Raw genomic sequence first — 16,299 nt, 5'->3', positions numbered from 1 at the left:
TGGTTGCGACGAGCCGTGACGCGGCACCGGGGCCGCACGTCGACCGTGCGTACGGGCGCGCCACGCGATCAACGAGATCCTTACACAACTCCTTTACCTGTCAACCTGTTTGAGTGCGGATCAGAAAAGTCCGCGAGCCCGCGATTCGCCAACGGGAAGGGCCGCACCCCCGGCGGGAGTGCGGCCCTGGCACCGGAGCGAACGGCTCCGCGTTCGCGGGAGGGTCAGAAGAACAGCCGGTAGGTGTTCCAGCCGCTCGATCCGATGTTCTTGCGCGTGGCGAACGGCGTCACCGCGTTGCCGGTGCCCGAGTACCGCCACAGCCCGCCGCCCGCGTCCCGGGCCAGCAGGTCGGTCCTGCCGTCCAGGTCGACGTCGCCGATGGAGAACAGCGCGTTGTACGTGTTCCAGCCGTTGCCGATCCTGACGCGGCCCTCGAACGGCGCCTTGTAGTTGCCGGTGCCCTTGTAGAGCCACAGGGTGCCGGAGGCGTCGCGGGCGACGATGTCGTTCTTGCCGTCGCCGGTCAGGTCGCCGTTGCCCGCGATCAGGGTGTAGGCGTTCCAGCCGCCGCCAACCTTGTAGCGGGCGGCCACCTTGCCGTTGCCGTAGCCGAGGTAGAGGTACAGGTTGCCGCCCGCGTCCCGGGCCAGCAGGTCGCCCGCCTCGGCGCCGCCGAGGTTGCCGGGGGAGAGCAGCAGGTTGTACGTGTTCCAGCCGCCGCCCACGTTCACCGGCTTGTCGGAGTCGTCGGGGGCGTAGTACATCGTGCCGTTCTTGTCCCACTCCCACCAGCCGTCGGCGTACCCGTCGGCGTCGTGGTCGACCTGGGCCGCGGTCTTGATGGCGTCCCAGCCGGTGTCCACCCGGGCGCGCGGGCTGAGCGCGCCGCCGCCGTCGCGGATGTAGCCGTACAGCGTGTTGGCGCGGTCGGCGGCGAACAGGTCGAACTGGGGGGCGTCACCGCTCGGGGCGTTCGCCACGCCGCTGACCCGGGCGAACGGCGAGGGCGCCGCGGCCGGGTACGGCTTCGGCGAGGTGTTCGCGGCGACGGCCGGGGAGCCGGTGCCGACGACGGCCGCGGCCAACGCGGCGGCGGCGAGGCGGGCGGCTATCCGTCCCCGCTCGCGGCCGGGAATCTTGGCCAGAGTCTTGGCCACGTAGTTCTCCATGATCCATGAGGCTCAGATGCGGCGTGGCGCGCCTCAGCAGACGAGACGCGCCACGGGTTTCACCGGAATCTTGCCATGACTCCTTTACATGTCAATCGGCTTGAGGTAAAAGCAGCCAACTCGGCACCGCGGGCGGGCCGTCGGGGCGCTCACCGCAGCAGCTCCACCTCGGCCAGCGTCGCCGTGCCGCTCGTGGACACCAGTCGGTAGTGCCCGTACGAGCCCGGCCGCGCCACCGAGAACACCCGGGTCTGCTTGTCCCACGCGAAGGACTCACCGGACCGTTTGTCCAGATCCACCCACTTCGTTCCGTCCGAAGAGCCTTGCAGCACCCAGCCGGTGGGCGCCTTCGTGCGGTCGGACGAGGTCAGGGTGTACTGCGCCGCGCGCGTGGCGGACGCCAGCGGCAGCTCGGCGGAGTCGAAGGAGGCCGCCGTCGAGGAGGTGTTGTCGAAGAGCGGCCCGGCGCCGGTGATCGCGTCGGCGGGCGGAGTGGGCACCTTGTCGTCCTGGGTGAGGGAGACCGGCGCCGCGTCCTTCCCGCTGCCCCAGGCCGACGGACGCGGCCCCATCGTGAAGTCCAGCGTGCCGCCGCGCGCCAGCAGGGAGTGCGGCAGCGCGGTGGAGTTCCACGCCTTGCCGTTCACCTTCAGGGACTGGACGTACACGTTGCGGGCGCTGTTGGCGGGGGCCTTGACCACCAGGTCGCGGCCGTTCTCCAGATGGACGGTCGCCTTGGTGAACAGCGGCGAGCCGATCGCGTACTCACCGCTGCCCATCACCAGCGGATAGAAGCCGAGCGCCGAGAACAGGTACCAGGCCGACTGCTCGCCGTTGTCCTCGTCGCCGTGGTAGCCCTGGCCGATCGCGCTGCCGGTGTAGAGGCGGTTCATCACCTCGCGGACCTTCGCCTGGGCCTTCCAGGGCTGCCCGGCCGCGTTGTACATGTACGTGACGTGGTGGGCGACCTGGTTGGAGTGGCCGTACATCCCCATGCGCACGTCGCGGGCCTCGGTCATCTCGTGGATGACGCTGCCGTACGAGCCGGAGAACTCGGGCGAGGCGGTCTCGGGCGTGGTGAAGAAGGTGTCCAGCTTCCGGGCGAGTCCGGCGCGCCCGCCGTAGAGGTTGGCCAGGCCGCGCGAGTCCTGCGGGGCGGTGAAGGCATAGCCCCAGCCGTTGGTCTCGGTGTAGTCGTACCCCCACACCCGCGGGTCGTAGGAGGCGCCAGGGACGCGCGGGGTGCCCTTGGCGTCGCGGCCCTGGAAGAAGCCGGGCGCGCCCGCCCCGGCGCCGGACGCCGTCGGGTCGAAGAGCTTGACGTAGTTGCGGGCCCGGCCCAGGAAGTACTCCGACTCCTCCTTGTACCGGGACTTGTGCGTCTTCGCGTAGAGCGCCTGGCCCATCTTCGCGAGGCCGTAGTCGTTGAGGTAGCCCTCCAGGGACCAGGACAGACCCTCGTTGGTGGAGGTCGGGGTGTAGCCGAGGAAGGGCGAGCTGTCCATGCCCTTGCGGCCGACCCCCGCGGACGGCGGGGCGACGGTGGCGTTCTTCAGGGCGGCCTCGTAGGCGGCCTCCCCGTCGAACCTCACCCCCTTCACATAGGCGTCGGCGAACGCCACGTCCGAGCTGGTGCCGGTCATCAGGTCCGCGTAACCGGGCGAGGACCAGCGGGAGATCCAGCCACCGTCCTTGTACTGCTGGACGAACCCGTCCACCATCTCGCCGGCCCGGGCCGGGGTGAGCAGCGAGTACGCGGGCCAGGTCGTGCGGTAGGTGTCCCAGAAGCCGTTGTTGACGTACACCTTGCCGTCGACGATCTTCGCGCCGGTCCGCGTCGGGGTGTCCTCGCCGGTGCCGGGGGAGAAGGGGCTGGCGTACTTGTAGGTGGAGCCGACCTTCTCGAAGCCGGAGTTCGGGTACAGGTACAGCCGGTACAGCGAGGAGTAGAGGGTGGTCAGCTGGTCCTGGTCGGCGCCCTCGACCTCGACCCGCCCGAGGATGCGGTCCCAGGCGCGCTGGGCCTGCCGCTGGACGTGCTCGAAGGAGGTGCCGGCCGGGATCTCGGCGGCCAGGTTGGCCTTCGCCTGGTCCACGCTGATGAGTGAGGTGGCGAGCCGCAGGGTGACGGTGCGGTCCTTGCCGGGCTTCAGCCGCAGGTATCCGGTGACGTCGGCGCCCCCGCCGCCGGGCAGCCGGCCGCTCGCGGTGACCGGCGCGTCGAGGACGCCGTAGACGAAGAGCCTGGTGGCGCCCTCGGAGAGCCCGCTCTTCACATCGGAGTAGCCGGTGAAGGAGGAGGTCGCCGGGTCCAGGGTGAGGCCGCCGTTGTTGTTGACGTTGTCCAGGAGCAGGCTCGCGTCATCGCCCGGATAGGTGAACCGCATGGTCGCCGCGTGGTCGGTGGGCGCCATCTCGGCCTTGAGGCCGTTCTCGAAGGTGACCCCGTAGTAGTACGGCTTCGCCGTCTCGTTCTCGTGCCGGAACGGCAGCGCGCGGGCGGAGCGCGCGGCGTCCGGGGTCCCGGCCGCCGCCGACGGCATCAGCTGGAAGGTCTGCCGGTCGCCCATCCACGGGCTCGGCTCGTGGCTCGCCGAGAACGCCTGGAGGGTCGGCAGGTTGTCCGCGTTGTTGCGGCGCGCGTAGTCGTACAGCCAGTCCTGGGAGGCGGCGTTGGTCACCGGGGTCCAGAAGTTGAACCCGTTGGGCACCGCGGTCGCCGGGAAGGCGTTGCCGCGCGAGAAGGAGCCGCTGGAGTTGGTGCCCCGGGTGGTCAGCGCGTAGTCGGAGAGGTGCGCGAGCCGCTGCGCCGGCTTCTGCGGCGCGATCGAGAGGTCGTCCAGCCAGCCCTGGAACTTCGCGGGCCCCTTCGGCGAGTCGTACGCCACCAGGATCCGGTCGACCGTCCGGCCCGCGGCGACCCGGCCGATCCTGGAGGTCACCTGGTTCCACTGGTTCACGTACAGCGTCTTGGCCGCGCCCTGGCCGCTCGGGGTGAGCGCCCCGCCGTGCGAGTCGACGGCGCCGAGGTCGCTCAGATAGGTGCCGTCGGTGAACGCCAGGTCGACCGAGACATGGGTGGCCGGGTAGTTCAGGTCGGTCTCCGGCATCGACGGGAAGATCTTGTAGTCGAGCACGGTGTCGCGGGAGATCCGGGTGTTGACGTCGAAGATCTTGTTGTACGAGTAGGCCCGTCCGTCCGCCTTGTGCGTACCGGCGTAGCGCAGGGCCCTCTTTCCGGTGAATCCGGCGTTCGCCTTCGCGGTCGGGGAGCCGCCCGGCCCGCGATCGGTCAGGGTGAGCATGTCCGGCGGGACGGGCTTGTCCGTGTCCCCGTCGGAGAACTGCACGTCGGCCAGCTGGGTGATGTCGGCCCCGCTGTTGCGGGTGATCTCCAGGCGGTAGTGCGCGTACGCGGTGGAGTTGGCGAAGTCGTACGACTTGGTCTGGAAGCGGGAGGCGAACGTCTCACCCGACCGGGTGTCCAGGGTGGTCCAGGTGGTGCCGTCCGCCGAGCCCTTGAGGGTCCAGTCCCTGGGGTCGCGGGGCGCCGCGTCATTGGCCGAGGTCAGCGCGTATGTGACGACCTTGACGGGGGAGTCGAGATCGAATTCCAGCCAGGCGGTGGGGGCGAAGGCGAGCCACTTCGTGCTCGGCTGGCCGTCGACGAGGTTCTCCTTCACCTCGCCCGAGCCGTCGTTCTCGGCGCTCGCCCGGACCGCGGTCACCCGGTCGGTGACGCTGCCCGGTATGCCGCTGGCGAAGCCGCCGTCGACGCCCGCCGAGCGTTTCCCGCCGTCCGGGCCGGTCTCCACGGTGCTGCGCCAGTCGGGCTGGGGCTGGCCGGTCTCGAAGGAGGTGCGGAACTCCTGGCCGCCGGAGCCGGATCGGGCCGCGGCGGGCTGGGCGGAGGCGGCCCACTGGGCCGTCAGCACCAGCAGGCAGGAGGCCGCCGCGAGGGCCGCCGGTCGTCGTCGGTGCCGGGATCTGGGCAGCATACGGGGCCTTTCCATTGGCGGGCGCATGACATGGCGAGAGCCGCCGAGCCGGGCCACTCACCGGTCATACGATCTGGACAACGTTGTCAGAGAGAAAATGCAGGATCCAGTAGGAAGGCAAGTCGCCGGTGGTGTCAAGGGTGTTGAGGGGGAATGGCCCGGGCGTTTCGGAGCGGCGCGCGGGGATCGCGGGGGTCGGGGCCGTCGGCTTGTGCCGTCAGATATCCAAGAGGTCTCAACTCGGGAAAGGATGCCGTCCAACCATGCTTTCGATCTTGCTCAGTTGACGGAAAGTGGACTATACCTGTCGGCGTCCGCTCCGCCGCGAAACCGGCGGACCTGGGGACGGAGGGCGCCGGGAGGCAACGGCACGTCGTCCTTCGCATATGTCCGACGTATCCGCTGCGTACCCTGCACTACCCAAGCTTCAGCACAACTGACCGCGGTGGCGGGGCCCTTCGCCTGCAGGCGATTCGGAACGGGCGACCGGTACACCGCCTGAGTCCTGGAGAAGGCGAGGACTTGAGCATGGGATCCACCTCCGCGCACCACAGCAATGAGGGCCTGGGCCGCCGTGACCTGATCAAGCGGTCCGCGGCACTCGGTCTGATCACCGTCCCGGCGATGGGCTTCCTGTCCGCCTGCGCCAGCGGTGACAGCGGCAGCGACAAGAAAGTCGAGAAGGGCACCAAGACGGCGAAGAACCCGCTCGCCGTCAATGAGTCCGCGCCCCTGGACGTCGTCATCTTCGACGGCGGTTTCGGCACCAAGTACGCCACCGACGCGAACGCCGTGTACCAGAAGGCGTTCCCCAAGGCGAAGATCGATTTCCACAAGACCCAGAAGATCCAGTCCGAGCTCCAGCCCAAGTTCAACGGCGGCACCCCGCCGGACCTGATCGACAACTCGGGCGCCGAGCAGATGGACATGGGCGTACTGGTCGGCAAGAGCCAGCTCACCGACCTCACCCCGCTCCTGGACGCCCCCTCCATCGACGACCCCGGCAAGAAGGTCCGGGACACGCTGCGGCCGGGCATCGTCGAGATGGGCCAGTTCGACGGCGACCAGTGCTGGATCCTCTACTACGCGTACACCGTCTACGGCGTCTGGTACTCGCAGACCGCCCTCGACAAGCTGGACGCGAAGTACCCCGAGACCTGGGACGAGATGCTCGCGCTGTGCGAGAAGGCGAAGCGGAAGGGCATCGCCGGGTGGACCTACCCCGGCAAGTACCCCTACTACCTGCCGTTCTCGCTCTACCCGTTCATCGCCAAGATCGGCGGCCGGGAGGTCCTGGACGCCATCGACAACCTGGAGCCGAAAGCCTGGGAGCACCCGGCCGTCAAGGCCGCCTTCGAGGCGTACTACGAGCTCTTCAAGAAGGGCTACATCCTCCAGGGCACCCCCGGCATGACCCACATCCAGGCGCAGACCGCCTGGACCAAGGGGCAGGCGCTGTTCATCCCGAACGGCTCCTGGGTGGAGAACGAGGCCGCTCCCACCACGCCGCAGGACTTCAAGATGATGGTGGGCGCGCCCTCCAGCCTGGACTCCAACGACAAGATGCCCTACGGCACCATCTGGGCGTCCGGCGGCGAGCCGTTCATCGTGCCGGCCAAGTCGAAGAACCCGGCCGGCGGCATGGAGCAGCTGCGCATCATGCTCAGCGAGGCGTCCTCGAAGAACTTCACCACCCAGGTGAAGTCGCTCTCCGCCTTCAACGGCGGCACCGACGGCCTGTCGCTCTCCACCGCCCTGCAGTCGGGCGTGGACGCGCTGAAGAAGGCCGGCACGAACGTGGTCAACCCGCGGCTGCAGGACTGGTACGTGAAGCTCCAGAAGGAGCAGATCGGTGTCGCCGGTCTGGGCGAGATGATGGCCGGCCGCATGACCCCGGCCGAAACCATCAAGAAGATCCAGGGTTACGCCGACAAGGCCGCCCAGGACCAGAACATCAAGCACTACAAGCACAAGAAGTAGCGACAGTGGTCGAGCGCCACCAGCGGCGGCACCCGCTAGAAGATCGGGGTCGGTAACCATGCAACACGGCAAGTACCGGTTCATCGTGGGATTTCTGGTAGTCCCACTGGCGTTGTACTCACTCTTCGTCATCTGGCCGTTCATCCAGTCCATCTACTACTCGTTCACGGACTGGACCGGTTTGAGCCCGGACTTCAAGATGGTCGGCTTCGACAACTACAAGCGGATGTTCGACGACGACATCTTCTGGAAGTCGTTGCAGCACAGTCTGCTGTTCGTCCTGCTGCTGCCGCTGGTGACGCTGGGCCTCGCGCTCTTCTTCGCCTTCATGCTCAATGTCGGGGGCGGCGCCGAAAGGGCGCCGCCATTACCGGAGTGCGCGGCTCCGGTTTCTATAAAATCGCGTACTTCTTTCCCCAGGTGCTCTCGATCGCGATCGTCGCCCTGCTCTTCCAGTTCGCGTACAACCCCAACAACGGCGTCATCAACTCGGCGCTCAAGGGGTTCGGCCTCGGCAGCGTCCAGCCGAACTGGCTGGGCGACCCGGACCTCGCGCTGTACTGCGTGATGGCGGTGCTCGTCTGGTCGACGGTCGGCTTCTTCGTGGTCCTGTTCTCGGCCGGCATGGCCTCGATCCCCAAGGACTTCTACGAGGCGGCGCTGCTCGACGGCGCCAGCCGCTTCACCACGTTCTTCCGGATCACCCTGCCGCTGCTCTGGGACACCGTGCAGTCCGGCTGGGTCTACATGGGCATCCTGGCCCTCGGCGCCGAGGCGTTCGCCTCCGTGCAGATCATGACGGTGGGGCCGGGCGGCCCCGACTACTCGACCACGGTCCTGCCGCTCTACGTCTATCAGTCGGCGTTCCGCGACGGTCAGGCCGGATACGCGACCACGATCGGTGTCGCGCTGCTCGTCGTCACGCTGCTGTTCGCGGCGGTCGTGATGCGACTGGGCCGGCGCGAGCGGCTGGAGTTCTCATGACCACTGACACCTCGACCGCCGACCTCGCCGACGAGCGCCCGCCCGTGGCCAAGCAGGCCGCACCCGCCAAGAAGGAGAAGCGCGGCGAGGGCGTGGTCCTCAACGTCTTCTCGCACGGTGTGCTCATCCTCTGGGCGATCATGGTCGTGATCCCGCTGCTCTGGGCGGTCATGGCGTCCTTCAAGGACGACAACTCGATCCTGTCGACGCCCTGGGCGCTGCCGGACAAGCTCCACTTCGACAACTGGTCGCGCGCCTGGACCCAGGCCCACATGAGCGACTACTTCCTGAACACCATCCTGGTGGTCGGCGGTTCGCTGATCGGCACCCTGCTGCTGGGCTCGATGGCCGCGTACGTACTGGCGCGCTTCGACTTCCCCGGGAACCGGTTCATCTACTACCTGTTCATCGGCGGGATGAGCTTCCCGATCATGCTGGCCCTGGTGCCGCTGTTCTACGTGATGAACAACCTGAGCCTGCTGAACACCACGCACGGGCTGATCCTGGTCTACATCGCGTACTCGCTGCCGTTCACGGTCTTCTTCCTCACCTCGTTCTTCCGCACCCTGCCCACCTCGGTCGCCGAGGCCGCGATGATCGACGGCGCCTCCCACACCCGTACCTTCTTCCAGGTGATGCTGCCGATGGCCCGCCCGGGGCTGATCAGCGTCGGCATCTTCAACTTCCTGGGCCAGTGGAACCAGTACATGCTGCCGACGGTCCTCAACACGGACCCCGACAAGCGGGTGCTCTCCCAGGGCCTGGTCGAGCTCGCGACCAGCCAGGGGTACAAGGGCGACTGGTCAGGGCTGATGGCGGGCCTGGTGATGGCGATGCTGCCGGTGCTCGCCGCGTACATCGTCTTCCAGCGCCAGGTCGTCGCGGGGCTCACCGCGGGAGCGCTGAAGTAGCGGCGGACCACACTCCGTAACCACCCCGGGACCGCCCGTCGGCGACACGCCGACGGGCGGTCCCGTGTCATGTCCCACTGCTCAGGTCTTGACGGGAGACAACCCGAAAGGCTGAGCTTAGAGTTCACATGTTGGAGATAGGACGGGGCCTCGGAGCAGCGGCCCCGTGCGGGGGCGGCCGTCGTGCCGCCTGCCTACGGCAGGAGTGGATGAGTCGATGGAGACTCCGGGGTCGCAGACGTCGTTGCACCGGGCCAATCTGGAGCGGGTCGTACGTGCGGTGCGCATGGCGGGATCGCTGACCCAGGCCGAGATCGCCAGGACGACGGGGCTCTCCGCGGCCACGGTCTCCAATATCGTTCGGGAACTGAAGGACGGCGGAACCGTCGAGGTCACACCCACCTCGGCGGGCGGGCGCCGGGCCCGCAGCGTGTCGCTCAGCGGGTCGGCGGGCATCGTCATCGGCGTCGACTTCGGCCACACCCATCTGCGCGTCGCGGTCGGCAACCTGGCCCACCAGGTGCTTGCCGAGGAGTCCGAGCCGCTGGACGTCGACGCCTCCTCCGCGCAGGGCTTCGGCCGGGCGGAACAGCTGGTCACACGGCTGATCGAGGCCACCGGCATCGGCCGGGACAAGGTCATCGGCGTGGGTCTGGGCGTGCCGGGCCCCATCGACGTGGAGTCCGGCACGCTGGGCTCCACGGCCATCCTGCCGGGCTGGACCGGCATCAACCCGCGCGAGGAGCTCTCCGGGCGCCTGGGCGTGCCGGTGTACGTCGACAACGACGCCAACCTGGGCGCCCTGGGCGAGCTGGTCTGGGGCAGCGGGCGCGGGGTGCGGGACCTGGCGTACATCAAGGTGGCCAGCGGTGTCGGCGCCGGCCTGGTCATCGACGGGCAGATCTACCGGGGGCCGGGCGGCACGGCCGGGGAGATCGGGCACATCACGCTGGACGAGTCGGGGCCGGTCTGCCGCTGCGGCAACCGCGGCTGCCTGGAGACCTTCACGGCCGCGCGGTACGTGCTGCCGCTGCTCCAGTCCAGCCACGGGGCCGATCTGACCATGGAACGCGTGGTCCAGCTGGCCCGGGAGGGCGATCCGGGGTGCCGCCGGGTGGTCGGGGACGTGGGCCGCCACATCGGCAGCGGTGTCGCCAACCTCTGCAACCTGCTCAACCCCAGCCGCGTGGTGCTCGGCGGCGATCTGGCGGAGGCCGGGGAGCTGGTGCTGGGGCCCATCAGGGACTCCGTGTCGCGGTACGCCATCCCCAGTGCGGCGCGGCAGCTGTCGGTCCTTCCGGGGGCCCTGGGCGGCCGTGCCGAGGTGCTCGGCGCGCTGGCCCTGGTGCTGAGTGAAATGGGCGATTCGACCCTGCTTGAGAGTGCTCTCCCGGCCGGGGCTCCTGCCTTCACTTAGATAACGGATGGCACCGTTGTCATCTCGTTAAGGATTTACTCCTTGACGGTGGCCCTGCAGCCGAGTTGACTTCCAGCCACCTCGGCCGCAACGTCGCGGCCTCGTCAGGGAGGTTTCAGAATGAACACGCGTATGCGTCGTGCCGCCGTGGCCGTGGCCGCCACCGCGATGGCTGTCTCTCTCGCCGCCTGCGGCAGCGCCAAGGAGTCGGGCGACAAGACGAAGGAGTCGACCGGCTCCAAGAAGGGCGACGCGATCAAGATCGGTCTGCTCCTGCCGGAGAACCAGACCGCGCGTTACGAGAAGTTCGACAAGCCGCTGATCGAGAAGAAGGTCAGCGAGCTGACCAACGGCAAGGGCCAGGTCGTCTACGCGAACGCCAAGCAGGACGCGACGACGCAGACGCAGCAGGTCGACACCATGATCACCAACAAGGTCGACGCGCTGATCGTGGACGCGGTGGACTCCAAGGCGATCGCGGGCGCGGTCAAGAAGGCCAAGGACCGGGGCATCCCGGTCGTCGCCTTCGACCGGCTGGCCGAGGGCCCGATCGACGCGTACACGTCGTTCGACAACGAGCAGGTCGGTCATGTGCAGGGCAAGGCCCTGGTGGACGCGCTGGGCGCGAAGGCCAAGGACGGCCAGATCGTGATGATGAACGGCGCGATCACCGACCCGAACGCCGCCCTGTTCAAGAAGGGCGCGCACGCCGAGCTCGACGGCAAGGTGAACATCGGCAAGGAGTACGACACCAAGGAGTGGAAGCCGGAGAACGCCAACGCCAACATGGAGGGCGCGATCTCGGCCCTGGGCAAGGACAAGATCATCGGTGTCTACTCCGCCAACGACGGCATGGCGGGCGGCATCATCACCGCCCTCAAGGCGGCCGGCCTGTCCAAGCTCCCCCCGGTCACCGGCCAGGACGCCGAACTCGCCGGCGTCCAGCGCATCGTCGCGGGCGAGCAGTTCATGAGCGTCTACAAGCCCTACGTCCAGGAGGGCCCGATCGCGGCCGAGATGGCCGTGGCGCTGGCCAAGGGTGAGAAGCTGGACTCCATCGCGAAGTCCACGGTCGACAGCCCGACCACCAAGGGCGTCCCGTCGGTGATCCTCCCGGTCGTCTCGCTGACCAAGGACAACATCAAGGACACCGTCATCAAGGACGGCATCTACAAGATCGACGAGATCTGCACCTCGAACTACAAGGCCGCCTGCGACGCGCTCGGCCTGAAGTAGTCCTGCCGCCGGGACCCCGCCCGTACGAGGATCTCCTCCCGTACACCCGGTCCCGGCCCCCGAAGCCCCTCCGGCACCCCGCCCTCCTTCTCAGCCCCCGCTATCGGGCGGGGTGCCGGACGGAACGCTTCTTCTCCCCGTTCTCTTCTGCTCGACCTCCGCGCCCGCCTCCTCCGGGCGCGGTATCCCCCGCCGGTCAGGCGGCGAAGGAGATGGTTCACGTGTCCGCTACGCCCGTGCTGGCGTTGCGCGGGGTCTCCAAGCGGTTCGGTGCCGTTCAGGCGCTCACCGACGTAGAGCTTGAGGTCCACGCCGGTGAAGTGGTCGCCCTGGTGGGCGACAACGGCGCCGGAAAGTCCACGCTCGTCAAGACGATCGCAGGTGTTCACCCCATCGATGACGGAGTCATCGAGTGGGAGGGCAAGGCCGTCTCGATCGGCAAGCCGCACGACGCCCAGAGCCTGGGCATCGCGACCGTCTACCAGGACCTCGCGCTGTGCGACAACATCGACGTCGTCGGCAACCTCTACCTGGGCCGGGAGCTGCGCAAGCGCGGCATCCTGGACGAGGTCGAGATGGAGCGCCGCTCGCGCGAGCTGCTCACCACGCTGTCGATCCGCATCCCCAGCGTGCGCATCCCGATCGCCTCGCTCTCCGGCGGCCAGCGCCAGACCGTGGCCATCGCCCGCTCGATGCTGGGCGAGCCCAAGCTCGTCATCCTCGACGAGCCCACCGCGGCCCTCGGCGTCGAGCAGACCGCGCAGGTCCTCGACCTGGTCGAGCGGCTGCGCGAGCGCGGCCACGCGGTCATCCTCATCAGCCACAACATGGCCGATGTGAAGGCCGTCGCCGACAAGGTCGCCGTCCTGCGCCTGGGGCGCAACAACGGGGTCTTCGACGTCAAGACCACCTCGCAGGAAGAGATCATCTCCGCCATCACCGGCGCCACGGACAACGCCGTGACCCGCCGTGCGGCGCGCAACGCGGAGGTTCAGAAGTGAGCACCGACAAGACCTCCCCCGCCGACAAGGCCGCCCCGGCCGAGCCGATCCAGCTGGACAAGCCCCACGAGGACCCCGTGGACGCGCCGCCCGCCGCCTCCGGCGCCGCGGCAGCCGTCGACCCGCGCCTGCTGGTGCGCGAGCAGGGCTTCGCCGGGTACCTGTCGGAGTTCAAGCGGAAGATGAAGGCGGGCGACCTCGGGTCGCTGCCGGTCGTCGTCGGCCTGATCGTCATCATGGCGATCTTCCAGAGCCTGAACTCCAACTTCCTGACCGCCGGAAACCTCTCCGACATCTCCGTCGCCATGGTCGGCACGGGCATGATCGCCACCGGTATCGTCTTCGTCCTGCTGCTCGGCGAGATCGACCTGTCGGTCGGCTCGGTCAGCGGTGTCGCGGGCGCCACCTTCGCGGTCCTGAACGTCACCCACGGCATGGCCGAGTGGCTCGCCCTGGTCCTGGCCGTCCTCACCGGCACCGCCGCCGGCGCCATCCACGGCTTCGTCTTCGCCAAGATCGGCGTGCCCGCCTTCGCGGTGACCCTGGCCGGCCTGCTGTTCTGGAACGGCTTCATGCTCCAGATCCTGGGCAGCAACGGCACGATCAACCTGGACTCCGAGGGCCTGGTCGCCAAGCTGACCAGCTACTACTTCAGCGATGTGGCGGCGGCCTACGGCCTGGCCGTGGTCGCGGTGGCGGGGTTCTTCCTCACCGCCTTCTTCGACGCCCGGCGCCGCGAGGCGGCCGGTGTCCCCTCGCGCCCGCTCAGCGAGATCGTGCTGCGCACGGTGCTGCTCGCGATCCCCGCGTTCGGCGTGGCCGCGGTCTACAACCAGTACAAGGGCCTCCCGCTCGCGGTGGTGCTCTTCCTGGCGGTCCTGGTGATCACCGACTTCGTCCTGCGGCGCACCGCGTACGGCCGCAAGGTCTTCGCGCTCGGCGGCTCCATCGAGGCGTCCCGCCGGGCCGGCATCAACGTCGTGATGATCCGCACCTCCATCTACGCGATCTCCGGCACCTTCGCCGCCATCGGCGGCCTCTTCCTCGCCTCCAAGATCACCGCGGCCAACCAGGGCGCGGGCTCCGGCGAGCTCCTGATGAACGCCATCGCGGCGGCCGTCATCGGCGGCACCAGCCTCTTCGGCGGCCGGGGCCGCACCTGGAACGCGCTCCTGGGTGTGCTGGTCATCACCTCGATCCAGTACGGCCTGGCCCTCCAGGGCATCGCCTCCCCGATCCAGTACATGATCACGGGTGGCGTACTGCTGGCGACCGTCGTGATCGACGCGGTCACCCGCAAGACCCAGAAGTCCGCAGGTCGCGCCTGACCCGCGGCCCGCACCCCCGTGCGCCCCTTGCGGCGCACGGGCGGAACCCCGGACGTGCCCGGTGCCCCTGGCGGCGCCGGGCACGTCCGTGCGCGGGCGCGGATGTCGGCCATTCGCGTGACGCGGAACCCACCGCCCGATGACCGCCGTCGCGAGCGGAACATTAGACTCGGCGGAATCGGCATGCTCGACCAGCACGGATGCAAGGAGGCACGGGTGCCGCTGCTTACCCGTATCAGGGGACCGCGCGATCTCGACCGGCTCAGCCCGGAGCAGCTGGACCAGCTGGCCGCTGAGATCCGGACCTTTCTCGTGGACGCGGTCTCCAAGACCGGCGGGCACCTGGGCCCCAACCTGGGGGTCGTGGAGCTCACCATCGCGCTGCACCGCGTCTTCGAGTCGCCCAGGGACCGGGTCCTGTGGGACACCGGCCACCAGAGCTATGTGCACAAGCTCCTCACCGGCCGCCAGGACTTCTCCAAGCTGAAGATGAAGGGCGGCCTCTCCGGCTACCCCTCGCAGGCCGAGTCCGACCACGACGTGATCGAGAACAGCCACGCCTCCACCGTGCTGGGCTGGGCCGACGGCCTGGCCAAGGCCAACGAGGTCCTGAAGAAGGACGACCACGTCGTCGCGGTGATCGGTGACGGCGCGCTCACCGGCGGCATGGCCTGGGAGGCGCTGAACAACATCGCCGCCGCCAAGGACCGCCCGCTGGTCATCGTCGTCAACGACAACGAGCGCTCCTACGCGCCGACCATCGGCGGCCTCGCCAACCATCTGGCGACCCTGCGCACCACCGACGGCTACGAGCGCTTCCTGGCCAAGGGCAAGGACCTCCTGGAGCGCACCCCGGTCGTCGGCAGGCCGCTGTACGAGACGCTGCACGGCGCCAAGAAGGGGCTGAAGGACTTCATCGCCCCGCAGGGCATGTTCGAGGACCTGGGCCTGAAGTACGTCGGCCCGATCGACGGCCACGACATCGAGGCCCTGGAGTCCGCGCTGACCCGCGCCAAGCGCTTCGGCGGCCCGGTCATCGTGCACTGCCTCACCGAGAAGGGCCGCGGCTACCAGCCCGCCCTGGCCGACGAGGCCGACCGCTTCCACGCCGTGGGCAAGATCCACCCGGACACCGGTCTGCCCGTGTCGACCTCGGGCCTCGACTGGACCTCGGTCTTCGGCGAGGAGATGGTCAAGCTCGGCAAGGAGCGCGAGGACATCGTCGCGATCACCGCGGCCATGCTCCAGCCGGTCGGCCTCGACAAGTTCGCCAAGGCGTTCCCGGAGCGGGTCTACGACGTGGGCATCGCCGAGCAGCACGCGGCGGTCTCCGCGGCGGGCCTGGCCACCGGCGGGCTGCACCCCGTCTTCGCCGTCTACGCGACCTTCCTCAACCGCGCCTTCGACCAGGTCCTGATGGACGTGGCCCTGCACAAGTGCGGCGTCACCTTCGTCCTGGACCGGGCCGGGGTCACCGGCACGGACGGCGCCTCGCACAACGGCATGTGGGACATGTCGATCCTCCAGGTCGTCCCCGGCCTGCGGATCGCCGCCCCGCGCGACGCCGACCAGGTGCGCGCCCAGCTGCGCGAGGCCGTCGCCGTCGAGGACGCCCCGACCGTGGTCCGCTTCTCCAAGGGCGCGGTCGGCCCGGCGGTCCAGGCGGTCGGCCGGATCGGCGGCATGGACGTGCTGCGCGAGGCCCGGGCGGAGCGCCCGGACGTCCTGCTGGTCTCGGTGGGCGCGCTCGCCCCGATGTGCCTGGAGATCGCCGACCTGCTCGACGCGCAGGGCATCTCCACCACCGTGGTCGACCCGCGCTGGGTCAAGCCGGTCGACGAGGCGCTGGCGCCGCTCGCCGAGACGCACCGGGTCGTCGTCACCGTCGAGGACAACAGCCGCGTCGGCGGTGTCGGCTCGGCCGTCGCCCAGGCGCTGCGCGACGCGGGCGTGGACGTGCCGCTGCGGGACTTCGGCATCCCGCCGCGCTTCCTCGACCACGCCTCCCGCAAGGAGGTCATGGCCGAGATCGGGCTGACCGCGCCGGACATCGCGCGCCAGGTCACCGGCCTGGTCGCCAAGCTCGCCGGGGTGGAGAGCGAGAGCGCCGTGGAGCCCGCGCGCGACTGACGCGCGCCGCACGACCGGTCAACGGGCCGGTCCGATCGCCCTGTACGGGTGGTTGGACCGGCCCGTTCGCGTGAATTCCGGCCGCCGCCCGGTACCCGTACCGCCACTCGTCCCGATCATGTCGGGGACATGAGCTAGCGGA

The 16,299-nt window shown here is 69.0% G+C and carries 9 protein-coding genes and 1 pseudogene; 8 read left to right on the top strand and 2 right to left on the bottom strand.

Translation table 11 applies throughout. The annotated features are described in order from the left end of the window. Nucleotides 1-224 precede the first annotated feature (224 nt). Nucleotides 225-1,160 (bottom strand): FG-GAP repeat domain-containing protein, encoded by a 936-nt coding sequence (locus AB5J87_RS08410; RefSeq protein ID WP_369375640.1) that lies wholly within the window; start codon nucleotides 1,158-1,160, stop codon nucleotides 225-227. A gap of 161 nt (nucleotides 1,161-1,321) precedes the next feature. Then, on the bottom strand, nucleotides 1,322-5,170 hold the full coding sequence (locus tag AB5J87_RS08405; protein ID WP_369375638.1) for a GH92 family glycosyl hydrolase: 3,849 nt from the start codon (nucleotides 5,168-5,170) through the stop codon (nucleotides 1,322-1,324). A 528-nt stretch (nucleotides 5,171-5,698) separates the two neighbouring features. Here AB5J87_RS08405 and ngcE point away from each other — a divergent pair. The 8 genes and pseudogenes from ngcE (at nucleotide 5,699) to dxs (ending at nucleotide 16,157) form a co-directional block, all read left to right on the top strand. Then, the gene (gene ngcE, locus AB5J87_RS08400) at nucleotides 5,699-7,150 is read left to right on the top strand and encodes an N-acetylglucosamine/diacetylchitobiose ABC transporter substrate-binding protein (RefSeq protein ID WP_369375636.1); all 1,452 of its coding nucleotides are present in this window, start codon (nucleotides 5,699-5,701) and stop codon (nucleotides 7,148-7,150) included. A gap of 58 nt (nucleotides 7,151-7,208) precedes the next feature. After that, nucleotides 7,209-8,134 (top strand): annotated as a pseudogene (locus AB5J87_RS08395) (carbohydrate ABC transporter permease). Further along, nucleotides 8,131-9,045 carry a carbohydrate ABC transporter permease gene (locus AB5J87_RS08390; RefSeq protein WP_369375634.1) on the top strand — a complete coding sequence of 305 codons (915 nt, stop codon included), beginning with the start codon at nucleotides 8,131-8,133 and terminating at the stop codon, nucleotides 9,043-9,045. The pseudogene AB5J87_RS08395 and the gene AB5J87_RS08390 overlap by 4 nt, the downstream one beginning before the upstream one ends. A 217-nt stretch (nucleotides 9,046-9,262) precedes the next feature. Then, nucleotides 9,263-10,462, top strand: coding sequence for an ROK family transcriptional regulator (locus AB5J87_RS08385; protein WP_369375632.1), 1,200 nt, complete (start codon nucleotides 9,263-9,265; stop codon nucleotides 10,460-10,462). 120 nt (nucleotides 10,463-10,582) lie between these two features. Beyond that, a complete protein-coding gene (locus AB5J87_RS08380; protein ID WP_369375630.1) occupies nucleotides 10,583-11,698 on the top strand; it encodes a sugar ABC transporter substrate-binding protein in 1,116 nt (371 codons plus the stop codon). Between the two features lie 212 nt (nucleotides 11,699-11,910). Next, a complete protein-coding gene (locus tag AB5J87_RS08375) occupies nucleotides 11,911-12,699 on the top strand; it encodes an ATP-binding cassette domain-containing protein (protein ID WP_369375628.1) in 789 nt (262 codons plus the stop codon). A gap of 47 nt (nucleotides 12,700-12,746) precedes the next feature. Next, nucleotides 12,747-14,027 (top strand): sugar ABC transporter permease, encoded by a 1,281-nt coding sequence (locus AB5J87_RS08370; RefSeq protein ID WP_369383434.1) that lies wholly within the window; start codon nucleotides 12,747-12,749, stop codon nucleotides 14,025-14,027. A gap of 216 nt (nucleotides 14,028-14,243) precedes the next feature. Beyond that, nucleotides 14,244-16,157, top strand: a complete 1,914-nt coding sequence (dxs, locus tag AB5J87_RS08365; protein ID WP_369383433.1) for a 1-deoxy-D-xylulose-5-phosphate synthase — start codon at nucleotides 14,244-14,246, stop codon at nucleotides 16,155-16,157. Nucleotides 16,158-16,299 lie beyond the last annotated feature (142 nt).

Source organism: Streptomyces sp. cg36, assembly GCF_041080675.1.
GTDB lineage: Bacteria > Actinomycetota > Actinomycetes > Streptomycetales > Streptomycetaceae > Streptomyces.
This window is presented reverse-complemented; position numbering and strand designations above follow the sequence as displayed.

What these genes read in the sequence shown, in the direction of transcription:
- AB5J87_RS08405 (WP_369375638.1), bottom strand. Translation starts at nt 5,170, where the DNA reads ATGCTGCCCAGATCCCGGCACCGACGACGACCGGCGGCCCTCGCGGCG.
- AB5J87_RS08390 (WP_369375634.1), top strand. Translation starts at nt 8,131, where the DNA reads ATGACCACTGACACCTCGACCGCCGACCTCGCCGACGAGCGCCCGCCC.
- AB5J87_RS08375 (WP_369375628.1), top strand. Translation starts at nt 11,911, where the DNA reads ATGGTTCACGTGTCCGCTACGCCCGTGCTGGCGTTGCGCGGGGTCTCC.
- AB5J87_RS08380 (WP_369375630.1), top strand. Translation starts at nt 10,583, where the DNA reads ATGAACACGCGTATGCGTCGTGCCGCCGTGGCCGTGGCCGCCACCGCG.
- ngcE (WP_369375636.1), top strand. Translation starts at nt 5,699, where the DNA reads ATGGGATCCACCTCCGCGCACCACAGCAATGAGGGCCTGGGCCGCCGT.
- AB5J87_RS08385 (WP_369375632.1), top strand. Translation starts at nt 9,263, where the DNA reads ATGGAGACTCCGGGGTCGCAGACGTCGTTGCACCGGGCCAATCTGGAG.